Origin of the sequence: Pararhizobium sp. A13, assembly GCF_040126305.1 — a bacterium.
Taxonomy (GTDB): Bacteria; Pseudomonadota; Alphaproteobacteria; order Rhizobiales; family Rhizobiaceae; genus Pararhizobium.
The window spans coordinates 1,444,980-1,463,136 of the sequence record NZ_CP149510.1; the positions used below are offsets into that span (position 1 = coordinate 1,444,980).

General features: G+C 60.7%; 22 protein-coding genes. 10 read left to right on the forward strand and 12 right to left on the reverse strand.

Annotated features, from left to right (window positions below; all coding sequences use genetic code 11):
• Positions 1-111 precede the first annotated feature (111 nt).
• Positions 112-1,551 (forward strand): sugar porter family MFS transporter, encoded by a 1,440-nt coding sequence (locus WI754_RS06945; protein ID WP_349436966.1) that lies wholly within the window; start codon positions 112-114, stop codon positions 1,549-1,551.
• A 297-nt stretch (positions 1,552-1,848) separates the two neighbouring features.
• On the opposite strand, the gene WI754_RS06950 is transcribed toward WI754_RS06945, so the two are convergent.
• On the reverse strand, positions 1,849-2,412 hold the full coding sequence (locus tag WI754_RS06950; RefSeq protein WP_349436967.1) for a methylated-DNA--[protein]-cysteine S-methyltransferase: 564 nt from the start codon (positions 2,410-2,412) through the stop codon (positions 1,849-1,851).
• Positions 2,413-2,706: 294 nt separating this feature from the next.
• Here WI754_RS06950 and WI754_RS06955 point away from each other — a divergent pair, with 294 nt between their 5' ends.
• The 3 genes from WI754_RS06955 (at position 2,707) to ybaK (ending at position 4,587) form a co-directional block, all read left to right on the forward strand.
• The gene (locus WI754_RS06955) at positions 2,707-3,300 is read left to right on the forward strand and encodes a 2'-5' RNA ligase family protein (protein ID WP_349436968.1); all 594 of its coding nucleotides are present in this window, start codon (positions 2,707-2,709) and stop codon (positions 3,298-3,300) included.
• A gap of 402 nt (positions 3,301-3,702) precedes the next feature.
• Positions 3,703-4,056: an ArsC family reductase gene (locus tag WI754_RS06960; RefSeq protein ID WP_349436969.1), complete on the forward strand. Its 354-nt coding sequence runs from the start codon at positions 3,703-3,705 to the stop codon at positions 4,054-4,056.
• Between the two features lie 57 nt (positions 4,057-4,113).
• Positions 4,114-4,587 (forward strand): Cys-tRNA(Pro) deacylase, encoded by a 474-nt coding sequence (ybaK, locus tag WI754_RS06965; protein WP_349436970.1) that lies wholly within the window; start codon positions 4,114-4,116, stop codon positions 4,585-4,587.
• Positions 4,588-4,595: 8 nt separating this feature from the next.
• On the opposite strand, the gene WI754_RS06970 is transcribed toward ybaK, so the two are convergent.
• Complete coding sequence (locus WI754_RS06970) at positions 4,596-5,045, reverse strand: MarR family winged helix-turn-helix transcriptional regulator (RefSeq protein ID WP_349436971.1); 450 nt, start codon at positions 5,043-5,045, stop codon at positions 4,596-4,598.
• A 79-nt stretch (positions 5,046-5,124) separates the two neighbouring features.
• Here WI754_RS06970 and WI754_RS06975 point away from each other — a divergent pair, with 79 nt between their 5' ends.
• The 3 genes from WI754_RS06975 to WI754_RS06985 all read left to right on the forward strand — a co-directional run bounded on the left by WI754_RS06975 (position 5,125) and on the right by WI754_RS06985 (position 7,303).
• The gene (locus WI754_RS06975) at positions 5,125-5,820 is read left to right on the forward strand and encodes a glutathione S-transferase family protein (RefSeq protein WP_349436972.1); all 696 of its coding nucleotides are present in this window, start codon (positions 5,125-5,127) and stop codon (positions 5,818-5,820) included.
• An 89-nt stretch (positions 5,821-5,909) separates the two neighbouring features.
• A complete protein-coding gene (locus WI754_RS06980; protein WP_349436973.1) occupies positions 5,910-7,163 on the forward strand; it encodes an aminopeptidase in 1,254 nt (417 codons plus the stop codon).
• On the forward strand, positions 7,160-7,303 hold the full coding sequence (locus tag WI754_RS06985; RefSeq protein ID WP_349436975.1) for a hypothetical protein: 144 nt from the start codon (positions 7,160-7,162) through the stop codon (positions 7,301-7,303). The genes WI754_RS06980 and WI754_RS06985 overlap by 4 nt, the downstream gene beginning before the upstream one ends.
• Here WI754_RS06985 and WI754_RS06990 read toward each other — a convergent pair.
• On the reverse strand, positions 7,293-8,195 hold the full coding sequence (locus tag WI754_RS06990) for an EamA family transporter (protein WP_349436976.1): 903 nt from the start codon (positions 8,193-8,195) through the stop codon (positions 7,293-7,295). The two genes, WI754_RS06985 and WI754_RS06990, sit on opposite strands and share 11 nt — an antisense overlap.
• A 77-nt stretch (positions 8,196-8,272) precedes the next feature.
• On the opposite strand from WI754_RS06990, the gene WI754_RS06995 reads away from it, so the two are divergent.
• Positions 8,273-8,767: a MarR family transcriptional regulator gene (locus WI754_RS06995; RefSeq protein WP_349437752.1), complete on the forward strand. Its 495-nt coding sequence runs from the start codon at positions 8,273-8,275 to the stop codon at positions 8,765-8,767.
• Between the two features lie 9 nt (positions 8,768-8,776).
• On the opposite strand, the gene hemW is transcribed toward WI754_RS06995, so the two are convergent.
• The 4 genes from hemW to rph are packed head-to-tail and all read right to left on the reverse strand — an operon-like array spanning position 8,777 to position 11,786.
• Positions 8,777-9,952: a radical SAM family heme chaperone HemW gene (gene hemW, locus WI754_RS07000; RefSeq protein ID WP_349436977.1), complete on the reverse strand. Its 1,176-nt coding sequence runs from the start codon at positions 9,950-9,952 to the stop codon at positions 8,777-8,779.
• A gap of 14 nt (positions 9,953-9,966) precedes the next feature.
• The gene (rdgB, locus tag WI754_RS07005) at positions 9,967-10,611 is read right to left on the reverse strand and encodes an RdgB/HAM1 family non-canonical purine NTP pyrophosphatase (RefSeq protein WP_349437753.1); all 645 of its coding nucleotides are present in this window, start codon (positions 10,609-10,611) and stop codon (positions 9,967-9,969) included.
• Positions 10,612-10,646: 35 nt separating this feature from the next.
• Positions 10,647-11,063 carry a VOC family protein gene (locus tag WI754_RS07010; protein WP_349436978.1) on the reverse strand — a complete coding sequence of 139 codons (417 nt, stop codon included), beginning with the start codon at positions 11,061-11,063 and terminating at the stop codon, positions 10,647-10,649.
• A gap of 3 nt (positions 11,064-11,066) precedes the next feature.
• The gene (gene rph / locus WI754_RS07015) at positions 11,067-11,786 is read right to left on the reverse strand and encodes a ribonuclease PH (protein ID WP_349436979.1); all 720 of its coding nucleotides are present in this window, start codon (positions 11,784-11,786) and stop codon (positions 11,067-11,069) included.
• 189 nt (positions 11,787-11,975) lie between these two features.
• Here rph and hrcA point away from each other — a divergent pair, with 189 nt between their 5' ends.
• Complete coding sequence (hrcA, locus tag WI754_RS07020) at positions 11,976-13,055, forward strand: heat-inducible transcriptional repressor HrcA (RefSeq protein WP_349436980.1); 1,080 nt, start codon at positions 11,976-11,978, stop codon at positions 13,053-13,055.
• A 113-nt stretch (positions 13,056-13,168) separates the two neighbouring features.
• Entirely contained in the window at positions 13,169-13,783 is a 615-nt protein-coding gene (gene grpE / locus WI754_RS07025) for a nucleotide exchange factor GrpE (protein WP_349436981.1), read from the forward strand.
• A gap of 185 nt (positions 13,784-13,968) precedes the next feature.
• Here grpE and WI754_RS07030 read toward each other — a convergent pair whose 3' ends face one another.
• From WI754_RS07030 to raiA, 5 genes are all read right to left on the reverse strand, one after another.
• Positions 13,969-15,204: a D-arabinono-1,4-lactone oxidase gene (locus WI754_RS07030; RefSeq protein ID WP_349436982.1), complete on the reverse strand. Its 1,236-nt coding sequence runs from the start codon at positions 15,202-15,204 to the stop codon at positions 13,969-13,971.
• A 57-nt stretch (positions 15,205-15,261) separates the two neighbouring features.
• Positions 15,262-15,642, reverse strand: a complete 381-nt coding sequence (locus tag WI754_RS07035) for a hypothetical protein (RefSeq protein ID WP_349436983.1) — start codon at positions 15,640-15,642, stop codon at positions 15,262-15,264.
• A 31-nt stretch (positions 15,643-15,673) separates the two neighbouring features.
• The gene (locus tag WI754_RS07040; protein WP_349436984.1) at positions 15,674-16,441 is read right to left on the reverse strand and encodes an SDR family NAD(P)-dependent oxidoreductase; all 768 of its coding nucleotides are present in this window, start codon (positions 16,439-16,441) and stop codon (positions 15,674-15,676) included.
• A 318-nt stretch (positions 16,442-16,759) separates the two neighbouring features.
• Entirely contained in the window at positions 16,760-17,224 is a 465-nt protein-coding gene (gene ptsN / locus WI754_RS07045; RefSeq protein ID WP_037125478.1) for a PTS IIA-like nitrogen regulatory protein PtsN, read from the reverse strand.
• A 173-nt stretch (positions 17,225-17,397) separates the two neighbouring features.
• Positions 17,398-17,973, reverse strand: coding sequence for a ribosome-associated translation inhibitor RaiA (gene raiA, locus WI754_RS07050; protein WP_037125477.1), 576 nt, complete (start codon positions 17,971-17,973; stop codon positions 17,398-17,400).
• Positions 17,974-18,157: the final 184 nt, after the last annotated feature.

Sequence of the window (18,157 nt, forward strand, 5' to 3'; positions counted from 1 at the left end):
ATGTTTGGAACGCTTATTTCGATGAGCCGCCACCCGAGGAGTGGTGTCATGTTCGATCTCTCTGCGCCCATCATGCGCGGACGGGACCTGTCAAACAGGAGGAGAAGTCAATTGACTCATATTGTGAGACTTAACACGCCTTTGCCGGCGGATGTGCCTGGATCGCACAGCAAACGGCTGGGTCTAATTGCCGTCATAGCCACCTTCGGTGGCCTGTTGTTCGGCTACGATACCGGCGTGATCAACGGTGCGCTTGAACCGATGAAGGCGGATTTGGGACTGACCCCCGCCATTGAAGGCTTCGTGGTCAGCATTCTGATCTTCGGTGCGGCGATCGGGGCGCTCATCGGCGGCAAACTCTCTGACAAATACGGACGCCGTCACAACATCTTGATCCTTGCGCTTGTCTTCAGCGTCGGCACGATCGGCTGCGTGCTGTCGCCGAACTGGCAGATCCTCGGCTTCTTCCGCTTCGTGTTGGGGCTGGCGGTCGGCGGGGCCTCGACCACGGTTCCAGTCTACCTGGCCGAGGTCTCTCCCTACGAGCGGCGCGGCAGCCTGGTCACCCGGAACGAGCTGATGATCGTCTGCGGTCAGTTCGCCGCCTTTGTCATCAATGCGATCATCTTCAACATCTGGGGCGAAAACGACGCCGTCTGGCGCTATATGCTGGTTGTCGCAGTCCTGCCCGCCATTGTCCTGCTGCTCGGTATGCTGCGCATGCCGGAGAGCCCACGTTGGCTGTCGTCGCAGAATCGCGAGAAGGAAGCACTCGCGGTCCTCAAGCAGATCCGCGGCCCTGCGCGGGCCGAGGCGGAGATGGCCGAGATCTACATGCTGGCCAAAGAGGAAAAAGATGCCCAGATGGGCGGTTGGGCAGATCTTACCGTGCCCTGGATCCGTCGCCTGCTTTTGATCGGGATCGGTCTCGGCGTTTTCCAGCAGCTCACCGGCATCAACTCGATCATGTACTATGGGACCCAGCTGCTGCAGGATGCCGGCTTTTCAAGCAAGGGTGCGATCCTCGCCAATACCTTGAACGGCCTGTTCAGCGTGGTGGGCGTCTGGGTCGGTATCATCGTGATGAACAAGATCGACAGGCGGGTCATGCTGCTGGGCGGATTCGCCCTCATCACCGCTTTCCATCTGCTCGTCGGCCTTTCATCACTACTGATGCCGGACATTGGCATGAAGCCCTATGTCATCCTGCTCTTTGTCGTCGGGTTCGTGTTTTCGATGCAGGGCACGATCGGCCCTCTCGTCTGGTTGCTGCTGGCAGAGATCTTCCCCCTCAAGATCCGCAGCTTTGCGATGGGGGTCTGCGTCTTCATGCTCTGGATCGCCAATGCCGTCGTAGCCTTTGCGTTTCCTCCGGTCGTCGAAGCACTCGGCATCGCACCGACGTTCTTCATCTTTGCCATTCTGGGCGTGTTGGCGCTGATTTTCACCGCGACCATGGTGCCCGAAACCCGCGGCAAGACGCTGGAGGAGTTCGAGGACGAAGCTCGCATGAGATATGCTGGCGAGTTGGGCGAGCCGGCGCTGACATAGCGCGCAGGGAAACCGCGGCCAGCGCCGCGGTTTCCTCACCGACGTCGTCGAGAAGGACACCTGCGGACGCAGACGCCGCCACGATTGTTTCAACAGTCATATACCGTTGAGGCAATTGCGTGGCGAACTGGATTGGCCAAGATCGGCGTTCAGTTGTTGCTGTTGCTCGCATTAGTAAACGGAAAAGCCGCGACGTTCCCTTCGATCCGCCTTAAAACCGATTTCTGTCTGTGTCGGCGATGATGGCGGCAACTGGTGGAAAGTGTGGCGTTCCGCGCGTGCGCAGACGCGTGAAAATCACAGCGCGAGCGATTGCTGTGCCGGCTCCAGCGGTCCGAGATGGACCCCTTCCAGTTCCAGCATATGGACTTTGGCGGTTGCACCGCCGGGAGCGGAAAACCCGCCGACCTTGCGGCCGGCGGCGAGCACCCGATGGCACGGGATGATCAGCGGAACCGGGTTCTTTGCCATGGCCTGTCCGACATCGCGGGCGGCTTCGGGACCGGCCCCGAGCTCTTTGGCCAAGGTGCCGTAGGTGGTCGTATGGCCCCAACCGACGCGGCGCAGGGCGGCATAGACCTGCTTGAAGAAATCGTTCTGCCCGTCAAGATCGAGCCGGACGTCCGAAAAATCGATCTCTTCGCCGTTGAAATAGCGTTTCGCGGCGGTGATGGCTTCACTCACTTGCGGCGTTGGTGCGGCGCGTGCGGCGTCAGGGATATGGCGCAGGAGATTTCGCGTCGTTGCCTCGGCGCTGCGCGTCGGCAGCTGAAAACGCACGATGCCGACGTTGTTCCAGGCGATGCCACAGTAACCGCCAGCGGTCTCGAAGACCTGATATTTTTGTGCTGTCTGGGCCATCCTACAGCTCCTCCTATAAGCCATGCTCCATCCTCTCCCAGTTTCGGCGGCGATGCCACCCGTTTCTTGCACGGTCGGGGATCGCGTGATGAAGCCAAGCCCGCTATCGCTGCTCGGCGAAATTCAACGTTTTTGCAAAAGATGAGCGTTTCAGGCCATTCCAAAATTATCGCAGGGTGGGAATAGATTCACAATGTTCCTGTTTTGTTCTTGATCTCGCATCTGACTCGGCTATAATCGTCCCATTCAAAAAGGATGAGGTCTGCCATGCTTGGAAAAGCCGGGAATGAAGCCGTGCGTCGTGATCAGAAGTCTTTTGCATTTGGAGGGAAGGCGCGAAAATTCGATGATGCCGGAAAGAGCAATCTGTTTCTCGCCATCGTGCCGGAGCGCGACGTGGCGCTTCGGGCCGCTGAAATCGGCAGCGATGTATCGCAACGACATGGGTTGTCGAAAGGTCCGCGTCCGCAGGCGCTGATGCATGTCTCGCTGAACGCGATCGGAAAATATGCCGATTTTCCGGAGGATGTCGTCGTTGCCGTGTCGGCGGCGATGGCGACCGTCAAGGCAGCGCCATTCGAGGTGATGTTCGACCGGGTCATGCATTTTGCCAGCGCCAATGCGGTTGCACTGGGCAATGCCGTGCGCAGCGAAGAAATGATGGACCTGCATGTGCAGCTGGCCAAGGAGATGTGGGCTGTCGGCCTGACATTCTCCTACAATCCTCGCTTCATGCCGCACATGACGCTTTTCTACGATGAAGCGCCTGTTCCCGAGCAGATGCTTGCCGACCCGGTCAGCTGGATCGCGCGCGAGTTCGTTCTCATCCGCAGTTTCATCGGCAAGAGCGAACACGAATATATCGACCGCTGGCCACTTCTGGACTGAGGCCGTCGTCAACCGCGAGAGGCTCGAAATGTCGTGCGAAGCCGCGGAAGTAACATCGCGGCAAACATCGGTGTCAGAGGGCGTGCATGCAGTGCAGGCCCTCTCGACCTCCACGCGACGATGGCTCTCTGGAAATGCGCATATTGATGAAGGCTTCCGGCTCGAGGAGGCCGATCTCGCCTCGGCGCTTGACGCAGCGCGGTCTTCCTCGCTGGCGGCGAAAGCTCTGGCTTCGAGGATGCTGCCTGGTATGCCTGGACATGAACCCGCAGAAAAACGCAACGCGGCTAGTGAACAACCGCGGCTATGGGCGGAGCGCTGACGCAGCCGGCTCTTGCATATTTGCAGCCTGTCCGCGTCGTGCTATCCCGCTTGCCGGTTGGCAAAGGGATGGCATGACGCATGAGCGTGACGGTTTACGGGATCAAGAACTGCGACACGATGAAGAAGGCGCGCACCTGGCTGGAAGGCCAAGGCGTCGCCTATGATTTCCACGACTACAAGGCATCCGGCATCTCCCGCGAGGTGCTCCAGCGCTGGTGCGCGGCGCTCGGCTGGGAAACCGTGCTGAACCGCGCCGGTACGACCTTTCGCGCTCTTTCCGATGCCGATAAGCGGGATTTGAACGAAGACAAGGTGATCGCTCTGATGCTCGCCCAACCCGCGATGATCAAGCGGCCGCTGCTGGATCGTGATGGAAAGCTCACCGCCGGGTTCAAGCCGGACGTTTACGAAAGTATCTTTTCCGGTCGATGATCTTCGCCCTCACAGGGGCTGAACCGCAACATCCTCCTAGCGAAATTGACGGAAACCATGTCGAAAAGCACCCGTGCGACGCTTGCATTGACAAAGGCCGGAGCAGCCTTTTCGGTTCATACCTATGACTACGATCCCTCAGTCGACCGGATCGGCATGGCAGCGGCGGAAGCGCTGGGCGAGGAGCCGCGCCGTGTTCTGAAGACTCTGATGGCGGAGGTGGATGGCAGGCCGGTCTGTGTCGTCGTGCCGTCCGATCGCGAGATCAGCATGAAGAAGCTGGCGGCCGCCTTTCGCGGCAAGTCGGCGAACATGATGAAGCCGGCGGAGGCGGAGCGGCTGACCGGCTATCACGTCGGTGGCATCAGTCCGTTCGGACAGAAAAAGCAGGTCCCGACGGCGATCGAGGAGGAAGCGCTCCTCGAGCCGCTGGTCTATATCAATGGCGGTCAGCGTGGCTTGCAGGTACGGCTGGCGCCCGAGGATGCGCGCAAGGCGTTGAATGCGGTCGCGGCGCCGCTGATTGCCTGAAGACGTCGTCAGAGCAACCGCGACAGCAACACCGAGAGTTGCGCAGCGTCGGCTTCGGGCAGTCTTGCTCCCACGTGCCTTGCGATTGCCTTGGCATAGATGTCCCACATTGTCGAACGCAAGACGCGGCCCTTTTCCGTGATCAGCACCCACCGGCCGCGGCCATCCTTGTCGAAGGTCTGGCGTTCGACCAGGCCTTCCCGCTCCAGCCTGTCGATCAGACGCGAGAGATTGTATTGCGCCAGAAGTGTGCGCTCTTCGATCTCGAATGGCCGTAGCCGTCCGTCGTCGGCGCGGGAAAGTTCCCAGAGCACATCGTACCAGCCAAGCCCCGGCAGACCTGCGGCCTTGAAATCACGCTCGATCGCGGCAAGCACCCGTTGCTGTGCCCGCATCAGGTTGATCCAGGCCTGCGTGGAGCTCGCTATCTGCTCGGAAGCATCTATTTTATCGGACATGAATGCATTTACATATATCTTGACGGTTCTGGCAAATGATAATATATGCAAATGCATATAAATAGCCGGAGCCCAGCCCATGCAATCCGAGACGCTCACCCTCGCCAGCCATTACCTCTGCCCCTACGTCCAACGCGCCTCGATCGTGTTGTCTGAAAAGGGCGTCGCTTTCGAGCGGCGCTATATCGACCTTGCAGCCAAGCCGGATTGGTTCCTGCGTATCTCGCCGCTCGGCAAGGTGCCGCTGCTGGCGATCCCGCAGGCCGGCCGGGATGACGCGATCCTGTTCGAAAGTGCCGTGATCTGCGAATATCTGGAGGAAACCCAAGCTGGTGCGCCGCTGCATCCGGCCGATCCGCTGACCCGTGCCCGCCATCGCGGCTGGATGGAATTCGGTTCATCGGTTCTAGCCGATCTCTGGGTTTACGAGACAACGAAGGACGCTGAACAGTTCGAGGCGAAGTGCCGAACGCTCGCTGCAAAATTCGCAACACTTGAACAGGAATTGGCTGAACGACCGTATTTCGCGGGTCAGCACTTCAGCATGGTCGATGCCGTCTTCGCGCCGGTGTTCCGCTATTTCGAGCTGTTCGAAACTCTGTTCGAGAGCGGCATCTTCGATGGGTTGCCGCGCGTCAATGCCTGGCGCAAGGCGCTTGCGGTCCGGCCAAGCGTCGTCGACGCGGTCACGGAAGATTATCCGGAGCGCCTCATGGTCTTCCTGCGCCGGCACGATGCTTACCTTCTGGCCCGCGGCTGGCGGCCTGACCGATGATGTGATGGGCGGTGATCGCAAAGGCCTTCTGTTTTGGTCCGAGGCGCATTAAACAGGTGGTTCGGACTAACAAGCCAGCAGGATATGCGATGACCTTCCATTCCCCCGCCCATCAAGCCGTCGATCCCGTCAAACTGGAAAAGCTCGCGGAAGTCGCCGTCAAGGTGGGCTTGAGGCTCGAGCGCGGACAGGATCTGGTGATCACGTCTCCGATTGCCGCCTTGCCGCTGGTTCGGTTGATCACGAGGCACGCCTACATCGCCGGCGCCGGACTGGTCTCAACCTTCTATTCGGACGAGGAAACGACGCTTGCGCGTTATCAGCATGCGCCGGACGAGAGCTTCGACCGGGCGACGGACTGGCTCTATGACGGCATGGCCAAGGCTTACGGCAAGAATGCCGCCCGTCTCGCCATTTCCGGCGACAACCCGATGATGCTGGCGGCGCAGGATCCGGCCAAGGTCGCTCGGGCCAACAAGGCGAACTCGATCGCTTACAAGCCGGCGCTGGAGAAGATCTCCAATTTCGACATCAACTGGAACATCGTCTCCTATCCGAACCCGGCCTGGGCAAAGCAGATGTTCCCGGACGATCCTGAACACGTCGCCGTCGAAAAGCTGGCGAACGCGATCTTTGCCGCCTCCCGCGTCGATGTCGCCGATCCCATTGCCGCCTGGGCCGAACACAATGCCAACCTCGCCAAGCGGTCGTCCTGGTTGAACGGAGAGCGTTTCGCGGCGCTGCATTTCACCGGTCCGGGTACGGACCTGACGGTTGGTCTTGCCGATGGCCATGAATGGCATGGCGGCGCGTCGACGGCGAAAAATGGCATCACCTGCAATCCGAACATCCCGACCGAGGAAGTCTTCACCACGCCGCATGCGCTGCGCGTCGAGGGTCATGTGTCGAGCACCAAGCCGCTGTCACATCAGGGCACGCTGATCGACAATATCCAGGTCCGTTTCGAAGGAGGCCGAATTGTCGAGGCCAAGGCCAGCAAGGGCGAAGAAGTGCTGAAAAAGGTGCTGGATACCGACGAGGGCGCGCGGCGTCTCGGCGAAGTGGCGCTGGTGCCGCATTCCTCGCCGATTTCGGCCAGCGGCGTCCTGTTTTACAATACGCTGTTCGACGAAAATGCCTCCTGCCACATCGCGCTTGGCCAGTGCTATTCGAAATGCTTCCTCGACGGCGCGTCGCTCAACGCGGAGCAGATCAAGGCGCAGGGCGGCAATTCGAGCCTGATCCACATCGACTGGATGATCGGCTCCGGTGAGGTCGATATCGACGGTGTTCGCGCGGACGGCGCCAAGGTTCCGGTGATGCGCAAGGGCGAGTGGGCTTGACCACAGCCGGCGTTGGCGCCGCCGCCTGGCTGGGCGGCGTCCGCCCAGTGCTCGCCAAGGGCTTCGTCGCGGCCGCCGATTTCATCCGACCGATTTCCAAGGGGCTTGCTGCGGCGAAGGAAAAAGTGGCTAGGGGCTGACGGCTGCCGCCGCCAGCGGCGCCACGGGCCGTCGGGCCATTTGCGCCCGTTGTCCCAGCCAGACGCTTGCCAGCACGGCCACCATGCCGATGAGCTGAACAGGCGACAGGTTCTGGCCAAGCACGCCCCAGCCGAGCAACGTTGCCACCAGCGGGCTGAGGAAACCGAGTGACGCGACGGCCGCAGGCTCCAGTTTTGACAGGCCACGAAACCACAACAGATAGGTGAAGGCGGCGCCGATGAGGCCGAGCCATGCCATGCCGAGCACATTTGCCAGTGTCGGCGCCGGCAGGGTGGGCTCGAGGAGCAGGGCGATCGGCAGCAGGAGCAGGCCGCCGGCCGTCAATTGCCATGCGGTGAAGGTCAGGCTCGAGACCGGCGGCGCCCAGTGCCGCGTCAGCACCGTTCCGAAGGCCATCGATACCGCACCGGCGAGCCCCGCCATGATGCCGATGGGATCGAGTGCCGCCGACGGTGTCAGCACCAGAAGGCCGACCCCGACTATGCCGACAAAGCCTGCCACGATCGCCAGTGGCCTGATTGCCGTGCCGATCAACAGGCGCGCCAGCACCACGACGATCAATGGCTGGATGGCGCCGACGGTGGCAGCGACGCCGCCCGGCAGTCGGTAGGCGGAGACGAACAGCATCGCCCAGAAGAACGAGAAATTGAGCGCGCCGAGGATGAAGCTTCGGAGCCACCAGACGCCTTGCGGCAGCTGCCGGACGATCAACAGAAGGATGATACCGGCGGGCAGGGCCCGCAGCATGGCAACCGTGAGCGGATATCCATGCGGCAGGAATTCCGTGGTGACCAGATAGGTGCTGCCCCAGATGGCTGGCGCAATGGCGGTCAGGGCGATATCGGTGGGGGAGGCGGATTTTATCTTCATTTAAAGTATCTCGAGTTCAAGATAAAATCAGGATAGCGCCATTTATCTTGACGTCAAGATTAAATCTTCCTAGGACGGTGAACATGGAAAACGATCATGTCGATAGGATCCTGGCACAATGGCGCAGGGAGCGCCCCGACCTCGATGTCGGGCCGATGGGCCTGCTCGGCCGCCTGGCGCGGCTAACGACCTATCTCGGGCGCGAGGTCGAAAAGACGTTTCTGGAACTGGGGCTGTCTTCCGCGAGTTTCGATGTGCTGGCGGCGCTCCGGCGCTCCGGCAAGCCCTACCGCCTCTCGCCGGGCGATCTGCTGGCGACGATGATGATCACCTCGGGCACGATGACGAACCGCATCGACCAGTTGGAAAAAGCGGGCCTGGTCGAGCGCTTGACCAATCCCGAGGACCGACGCAGCGTCCTGATCGCGCTGAAGCCCGAAGGGCTCGATCTTGTCGAGCGCGCCGTCACCGCCCATGTCGCCAACCAGCATCGGCTGACCGCGCTTCTGGAGCCGGAAGAGCAGGCAGCGCTTGATAGGCTGCTTAGGAAATATCTCGTCCAGTTTGGATAGAGCGAAGCCTCAGCAGGCGAGATCGGCGACCACCGCGTCGAGGATCAGCATACCGGCCGGCGTGCAGCGCAGGCGGGAATTGCCCAGGCGCTCGATGAAGCCGTGCTCGATCAGGAACTGCTCGCGATCCGGATCGGGTTCGCGTCCAGACAGGCTCTGCCAGCGCACGAGGTCGATGCCTTCCTTCAGCCGCAGCCCCATTAGCAGCAGTTCGTCGGCCTGTTCGTCGAGGCCGAGAACCTCCTGGTCGATCATGCCGTGGCCGTGTTCCTCGACCATTTTCAGCCACTCTTCCGGCTTGCGCTCGGTGGCAGTGGCGATCTTGTTTCGGCCCATGCTGAGCCGTCCGTGCGCACCGGGACCGATGCCGGCATAGTCGCCATAGCGCCAGTACGTCAGATTGTGGCGGCTTTCGGCGCCGGGGGCGGCATGATTGGACACCTCGTAGGCCGGCATCCCGAAGCCCTCGGTAATCTCCTGCGTCGCCTCGTAGAGCACGGCTGACTGCTCACCATCGGGAACGATCAGCTTGCCGCTCTTGTGCAGGCCGTAGAAGGGGGTCCCTTCTTCGATCGTCAGCTGGTACAGCGACAGGTGATCGACGGCGTAGGAGACCGCCTGCTTCAGCTCCCGTTCCCAGTCCTCGACCGTCTGGTTCGGGCGGGCATAGATGAGGTCGAAGGACATGCGCGGGAAGATGTCGCGCGCCAGCCCGATCGCCTTCAGCGCGTCTTCCACATTGTGCAGTCTGCCAAGGAATTTGAGATCCCGGTCGTTCAGCGCCTGAACGCCGAGTGAAACGCGGTTGACGCCGGCAGCCCTGTAACCATGAAAGCGCGTTGCCTCGACGCTGGAGGGGTTGGCCTCCATGGTGATTTCGATGCCATCAGGCACATGCCAGAATTTCGCGATCCCGTTCAGCACCGCCTCGACCGTTGTCGGATCCATCAGCGAGGGTGTCCCACCACCCATGAAGATGCTGGTCACTGTGCGCGGACCGGAAAGCCGGCGGGCTTCCGCCATCTCGGTCAGGAACGCCGAGACGAAACGCGGCTGATCGACCGGTTGATGCCGCACATGGCTGTTGAAATCGCAATAGGGGCATTTGGCGGCACAGAAGGGCCAGTGCACATAGACCCCGAAGCCGGGGTCTGTGCTGTCACCGATGGAGGAGAAAGTGGCCATTCCGTTCGTTTCTATCAGGCGCCGAGGCAGGTCTCGGCGAAAAGCTTGAAGGCGCGGGCACGATGCGAAAGCGCCTCGGCATCGCCGTGCGACCAGCCGTGCTTCGCGTCGGCACTCATTTCGCCGAATGTGGTGTCGTACCCGAGCGGTTGAAAGACCGGATCGTAGCCGAACCCTTGCGTCCCGCGCGGTGGCCAGACGATGTGGCCTTCGACCTCGCCGCGGAACAATTCCACATGCCCATCGGGCCAGGCAAGGCAGAGCACCGAGACGAAGCGGCCGGTGCGCCGGTCGAAGGCCGTAGCACCCGCGTCCTGAAGGGCGGTTTCGATCTTTTCCATCGCCATGGCGAAATCGCGCGTGCCGTCGGCGGTCTCCGCCCAGTTGGCTGTGTAGACGCCCGGATCACCGTTCAGCGCATCGACGACAAGCCCGGAATCATCCGAAAGCGCCGGCAGGCCGGAGGCTTTCGCCGAGGCCAGCGCCTTGATCGTCGCGTTTTCCTCAAACGTCGTGCCGGTCTCCTCGGGCTCGACGAAACTGAGGTCGGCGGCGGATTTCGCCTCAAAACCGAGCGGGCCGATCAGGTCGCGGATTTCGCGGATCTTGCCGGCATTGTGGCTGGCGACGATCAGGGTCTTGTCTTCGAGCTTGCGCATCTGCGTCTTTCTCATCCGGGCCGTCCGCCCTTGTGTCAATCTAAATTCCAGAGTCTGGCCTCGGCGCATTCCAGGCTGTTTCCAGCCGGATCGCGGAAATAGAAGGATCGTGCGCCCGACGGCCACTGGACGCGGGATTCGATAGCGACACCGGCGGCCTTCAGCTTGTTTTCCCAGGCGTCGAGGCCCTGGGCCGGCACCCGCAGGCACATATGGCCCGGCCCGTGTGTGCCGTGCGGCGGCACCTGCAGGCCGTTTTCCGGCGGCGGCTTCACTGTTTCCGCCGGGTTGAAGATCAGGAGAACGCCGGGACCGCAGCGAAAGAAGACATGCCGGTTGCCGGCGCGGCTGATCTTTTCGAGCCCAAGAACGGAGCCGTAAAACGCCTCCGCCCGGTCCAGATCATCCACGTAGAGCGCCGTCTCCAGTATGCCTTCGAATGCCACGGCCATGGCCTAGCCCTCGATCGCCTGCTTCTGCAGGGCGACCAGCTCGGCGATGCCGTTCTTGGCGAGCCCCATCAGCGTGCCGAATTCCTCTTCCGAGAAAGGCTTGCCTTCAGCGGTTCCCTGGATCTCGACAATGCCGCCGGAGCCGGTGATGACGAAATTGGCATCGGTCTCGGCAGCCGAGTCTTCCAGGTAATCAAGATCGATCACCGGCTGGTTGGCAAAGATGCCGCAGGAGATCGCGGCGATATGGTCCTTCAGGACCTTCTCGACCTTGATCATGTTGCGCGCTTCCATCCAGGCAAGGCAGTCGCGCAGGGCGATCCAGGCGCCGGTGATGGAGGCCGTGCGGGTGCCGCCATCGGCCTGGATGACGTCGCAGTCGATCGAGATCTGGCGTTCGCCGAGCGCCTGCAGGTCGACCACGGCCCGCAATGAGCGTCCGATCAGCCGCTGGATTTCCTGGGTGCGGCCGCTCTGCTTGCCGCTGGCGGCCTCGCGCTTCATGCGCTCGCCGGTGGCGCGCGGCAGCATGCCGTATTCGGCGGTCACCCAGCCCTTGCCGCTGTTGCGCAGCCACGGCGGCGTCTTGTCTTCGAGGCTCGCGGTGCACAGCACATGCGTATCGCCGAACTTGACGAGACAGGACCCCTCGGCATGTTTGGAAACGCCGCGCTCGAACGAGACTTTGCGCATCTGGTCGGTTTTTCTGCCGGAAGGCCGCATCATGAACTCCTGTGATGTTTGTCAGCCTTCTAGCCTATGTTGGGAGGAAGGGAAATCACTTGCGAGGAAAAGAACAAATGACGGGGCGAGTGCTGGGGGGCGAGGGCTTCCGCGCCAATTTCCCTTTTGCTATCCGGGCCGGGATCACTATATTTCAGTTGATCTGAACAGAATGGGTTTTGCGTTCGAATGATGGTGGATAAATCTGCGATGCGGGAAAGGCTTTCGGCGCTCGACGAGCGCTCGGGCGAAATTTTCCGTCGTATCGTGGAGAGCTATCTGGAAAGCGGCGAGCCGCTCGGCTCGCGCAGCCTGTCGCGGCTGTTGCCGATGTCGCTGTCTCCGGCCTCCGTGCGCAACGTCATGAGCGACCTGGAAGATCTCGGCCTGATCTATTCGCCGCATATCAGCGCCGGTCGCCTGCCGACGCAGATCGGCCTGCGCTTCTTTGTCGATGCCTTCATGCAGGTGGGTGACCTGTCGGCAGAAGATCGTGCCTCGATCGACCGGCACGTGCGCCGCAACGACCGCGACCAGCCCGTCGAGACCCTCCTGAACGAAGCGAGCCAGATGCTGTCGGGCATGTCGCGCGGGGCGGGGCTGGTGATCACGGCGAAGAGCGATCCGGTGCTGAAACATGTCGAATTCGTGCGCCTGGCGCCGGCCAAGGCGCTTGCCGTACTCGTCGGCGAACACGATCAGGTCGAAAACCGCATCATCGAGCTTCCGGCCGGCGTCACCAGTTCGCAGCTGACCGAGGCAGCCAATTTCCTGAATGCGCATCTCGCCGGCCAGACGCTGCCGGAAGTGCGCGGCCAGCTGGAAAAGGTCAAGGAAACCGTCCGGCGCGAACTCGATACGCTGAGCCAGGATCTCGTCGAGCGGGGCCTCGCCATCTGGTCGGGCAGTGAAACGGAAGGAAACCCGACAAAGCTGATCGTGCGCGGCCGCGCCAATCTGCTTGAGGGGCTCGCCGGTGCCGAGGATATCGACCGGCTGCGCATGCTGTTCGATGACCTTGAGAAGAAGGACAGCCTGATCGAAATTCTCAATCTCGCCGAAAGCGGTCCTGGTGTTCGCATCTTCATTGGTTCGGAAAACAAGCTGTTTTCGCTTTCCGGCTCGTCGCTGATCGTCGCCCCCTACAAGGATGGCGACGACAAGATCGTCGGCGCGGTCGGTGTGATCGGCCCGACCCGGCTCAACTATTCGCGCATCGTGCCGATGGTGGACTACACTGCGCAATTGATGTCGCGGCTGTCGCGATGATCACGCAGGAAAGCCTGGTTTTTCCGGCAGCTTTCGATTGAACTCTTGATTTTTCGGCTTCAAAGCTCGATATCGGCTACAAATCCTAACATAGCGACATACCGGAGACCGTCATGACCGACGACACGAACAAACATGCAGCAGATGTCAACGCAGCCGAAGATGCCGCGGTGAACGCTGAAGCTGCCGCTGAGAAGGTCGAAGCCGCCGCTGTCGAACCCGATCCCCTGGAACTCGCCAGGGCCGAGGCCGCCGATTATCGCGACCGCTACCTGCGGCTTGCCGCCGAGATGGACAATCTGCGCCGCCGCACGGCACGCGACGTCAAGGACGCGAAGTCCTATTCCGTCGCCGGATTCGCCCGCGACATGCTGGCCGTCTCCGACAATCTGCGCCGCGCGCTTGACGCCATCCCAACCGAAGCGCGCGAGGCGGGTGATGCGGGCTTCAACGCGCTTGTCGAAGGCGTGGAAATGACTGAGCGGGCCATGCTTTCGGCGCTTGAGCGCCATGGCGTGCAGAAGCTGGAACCGGTCGGCCAGAAGTTCGACCCGAATTTCCATCAGGCGATGTTCGAGGTTCCGAACACCGAAGTGCCGAACAATACCGTCGTCCAGGTGGTCCAGGACGGCTACACGATCGGCGAGCGCGTTCTGCGTCCCGCCATGGTCGGCGTCGCCAAGGGCGGCCCGAAGGCCGTTACCACGGAAGAGACGCCGGCGGCTTGAGACACGGGCAGTCGTCTATGTGCCGCGGAACCCCCTCTGTCGGCGACGCCGACATCTCCCCCTCAAAGGGGGGAGATTGCCATTGGCTTCAGGACGTATAAAGGGAAAAGAATGATCTCCCCCCTTGAGGGGGAGATGTCACGCAGTGACAGAGGGGGGTGGGCCTCGGCATACTCCGCCTGAAATTACCCAAACAACTGCCGCAGATGATCGTTCAGGAATCGGCCCTCCGGGTCCAGCCTGTTGCGCAGCGCCTTGAAATCCCCCGAGCGCGGATAGAGCGCCGTCACATCCTCTGCCCCCAGAAAATGCAGCTTGCCCCAATGCGGGCGTGAGCCGAACTGGCGCAGGATATCGTCGACGTCCTTGAGATAGTTCCAGTAGTCCGTGCCCGGTTCGCCGGAAACCGACAGAGTGATTGAATCCTGCTCGAAGAACGGGCTGATCCAGCCGTCGTCACCGGCGGTGAAGCGGTATTCGATCGGATAGATGCAGGTCGGGTGTTTTTCCAGCATCAGCTTGCGCACTTCCATGCAGGCCTGCTTGCCGTATCTGACTGGCACGGCATATTCCAGTTCGTGGAAATTCGGAACGTATTCGATCGGGTAGATCTCCGAGGAATAGGCGATCTTCTCGAAGGCGCTCTCCATCGGCGGCCGGTCGGTGATGTCGATCGTCTTCATCTCGCAGACATCGGCGAGGCTTGTTGTCGTTGAGACGGAGGATGTGTCCGGCAGGCAGTAGCAATGGCGGCTTTCCGGCACCGGGCACCAGAAGAAGCCGAAATGCCGGTGGTTGGCGGCGAGATCGTCGTGTTGCTCCATGCATTCGTCGAAGGTGCAGCGCCACAGCTTTTCATGCAGATTGTAGCTCTCCATCACCTGCAGCGTGATTTCCGAGATGACGCCGAGCATGCCGATGGAAACGCGGGCGGCGTTCAGCATGTCGGGCTCGCTGTCGTCGATGGCGAGAATGCTCCCGTCCGCCTGCACCAGCCGCATGCCGACGATCTGCGAGGCCATGTTGCCCAGCGTAAGGCCGGTACCGTGCGTGCCGGTGGTAAGTGCCCCTGCCAAAGCCTGGCTGTCGATATCGCCCTGGTTGATCATCGACAGGCCGCTCCGCTTCAGCGCCTTACCGAGCGTGTTGATCGTCGTTCCCGCATGCACGGAAACACGCTTGCGCGCCGTGTCGATATTGGTGATGCCCTGCAGGCCGGACAACGTCAGGTGCAGCCCGCTGGTCAGCGCCACTGGCGTGAACGAGTGTCCGGAACCGGCACAGCGAACGTTCAGTCCGTTGGACGTCGCCTCCCGCACCATCTCGGATAACGCCGCCTCGCTCTCGGGTGCGCCCTTTTGGCGAACGATACATGATTGATTTCCCACCCAGTTTCGCCAGTGTCCGCCTGCGTCCATCATCCGTTGCTCCCTTGTTGTCTTATTGTGTCTCAGCTTCATTTCTAGAGCGGCCCTTGGCTAGCCTCTCTGTTGCAGTCTGATGAGATTGCTCGCCAACCAATTCGCTAACCTGTCCAAGAGGCCGTCATAATCGACATCGATGATGCAGCTTCCGGGCTTCCTCGGGTTAACAAGCAAGGAGATCGGATTTCCAGTGCGGTAGTTGAATTCATCCATCGTGTTTGTGTCGATCGTGGCGCTGTAGAATTGGCCATCAACAATGTATCTGACGATGACAAACACCGCATTGGCCTCGCCTGATCCAGCGATATAACTCCTTGAAATAGTGGTATCGATTGGTCTCCATTTCTTTCTAAGAAAAATTGCCTGTGTACGCCGGAATATTGGCGTAAGTAAAATAATCGCGAGCACTAAGCCGATAATCCATTTGTCAGGCACGGATTTATTCCCTGGGATTCGGCTGTGTTTCTCAAACTGCCGTAAAACAATTGTCGACGAAAAGATGCGTGCCGTTGACGAAGCTGGATTCGTCGCTTGCCAGGAACAGCGCTGCCTGCGCCACTTCCATCGGATCGCACATCCGGCCCTGCTGGGCGGCGATTGCCGCGTCGGAGACATCGACGCCATATTTTGTCAGACCCACCAACTCTCGCTTGCCGTGATCAGTGGCGATAAAGCCGGGGCAGACGGCGTTGGAGCGGATGCCGCGGTCGCGGAACTCGACGGCAATGGCGCGGGCGAACATATGGCAGGCGCCCTTGGTCGTGTCGTAGAGCACCTCCATCGGCGTCGCGGCGACAGCCGAGATCGAGGATGTGGAGACGATGCTGCCGCCGCCTGCGGCCAGCATGCCGGGCAGCACGGCCTTGGTCATCAGGAACATCGAGCGCACATTGACAGCCATCAGCCGATCCCACTCGTCTTCCTCGGTCTCAAGGAACGGCCCGACGGCCAAAATGCCCGCATGATTGAAGAGAACGGTGATATTGCCGAACGCGTCCTCGACGGCTTTGACCGCCGATTTCACCTCGGACGATACGGACACGTCCGCCGGCGCGAAGACCGCCTGCCCGCCCTCGGCGCGGATTGCCGCTGCCACCTCCTCGCCCTTGCTGCGCGGCAGGTCGACAATGCCGACGCGGGCGCCTTCTCGGGCGAAAAGCTGGGAAGCCGCGAGCCCGCAGCCTCCCGCTCCGCCGCTGATCAATGCCGTCTTTCCGGAAAGTCTGCCAGCCATCGCCGTTCTCCTCGTTTTTCGTTGCGAGGATTATTGTTGACGGCGGGGCGGCTGTCGATATCCCATGAGGGATACGGAAATAGAAACGAAGGTCCCATCCCACTGCCAGCCCAATGGCTGACACTGCAGCAGCACAACACCGTGCGGCTCACCCTCGCCACAGCGATGCGTCGATCGGCGAAACGATTGGAATTTCCGGAGGTACGCGCACTTTCACCGAAAGAATATTGACCGGCGCCTGGCCATTTCCAGCCAGGCGGAACGCTTCCGCATATTCATAGACCACCTCAACCAGCAGAAGCTGTATTGAGACAGTGATCAGGCCGCGTTGGAGGCCTGGTCGTCGCTGAGGAATGCGTAGATGCCGGAGGCGGAATCCGTTGCCCGCAGCTTGGCGACCATTTCGGGATCGCGCAGAACACGGGCGATCCGCGACAGCGCCTTCAGATGATCGGCGCCGGCGCCTTCGGGCGCCAGAAGCAGGAAGACGAGGTCGACCGGCTGGTCGTCCAGCGCTTCGAAATCGACCGGAGATTCCAGCCGCGCGAAAATGCCGACGATCGACGACAGGTGGGCGAGCTTGCCATGGGGGATCGCGATGCCGTTGCCGACACCGGTAGAACCCAATCGCTCACGCTGGAGAATGACGTCGAAAATTTCCCGTTCGGGAAGTCCAGTGATTTTGGATGCTTTTGCCGCCAATTCCTGAAGCAACTGCTTCTTTGAATTGGCCTTCATGGCCGGAAGTATCGCATTCTGCTGCAGCAAACCTGCCAATGCCATTCTTTTTGTCCTCGTTCGCCGGTGGAAACCGCATTCGGCAGGCAATGCCGGACGCGGCCTCCATCCATCTTTCTCGGTGGTTCCTGACGGACCGTCAACGGTCTTGCCTGCATCCACCACCAGAAAAAAGCGGTCGATTGAGCACCGGCGAGCCGGTACTCAATCTGATCCACTCAGCCCTTGATATTGGCTGCATCGATCCAGCCAATGTTTCCATCGTTGCGTCGATAGACGATATTCAACTGCTCATTGCCAGGGCTACGGAACATCAGGACGGGTTCGTCTGTCATGTCGAGCGCCATCACGGCGTTTGCGACAGACATCGTCTTCAGTTGTTTTGAACTTTCCGCGACGATCGTCGGTGCATAATTATCCGGAAGCTCGTCGTCTTCATCGGGCACTGAATCCATCACGGTGTAGGCTACTTCGGCAAATCCTGCATGACCATTGCCATTGTGGTGATCCTTGAGCTTGCGCTTGTACCGGCGGATGCGTTTGGCAATCCGCTCGGATGCCGCGTCGAACGCAGCTTGCGGGTCATTCGCCTGGCCGTTGGCCTGCAAGGCAGCGCCTGAATCCAGGTGTATCTTGCAATCGGCGCTGAAACGGGATCCAGACTTTTCCACGGTGACCTGGCTTGAATATCCTCCGTCAAAATATTTGGTTACGGCCTGTTCGATCTGGTCTTCGATCCGCAGACGGAACGCTTCGCCGATTTCCATATGTTTACCGGATACACGCACACTCATGGAGTTTCCTCTCTCTTCGTGATTTGCGCAGCCAGTCTATTCCAACCGCATCCGTCATCCAAGCATTTCACGCACGCAAGCGAATTTTGCGTCACAAAGGCCAGGATTTGGAGGGATATGTTTCCGGCGGGCTCTAATGCCCTTGTCCATTGCGGCCGCCTCATACTTCAGGTTGTTCGAAAAG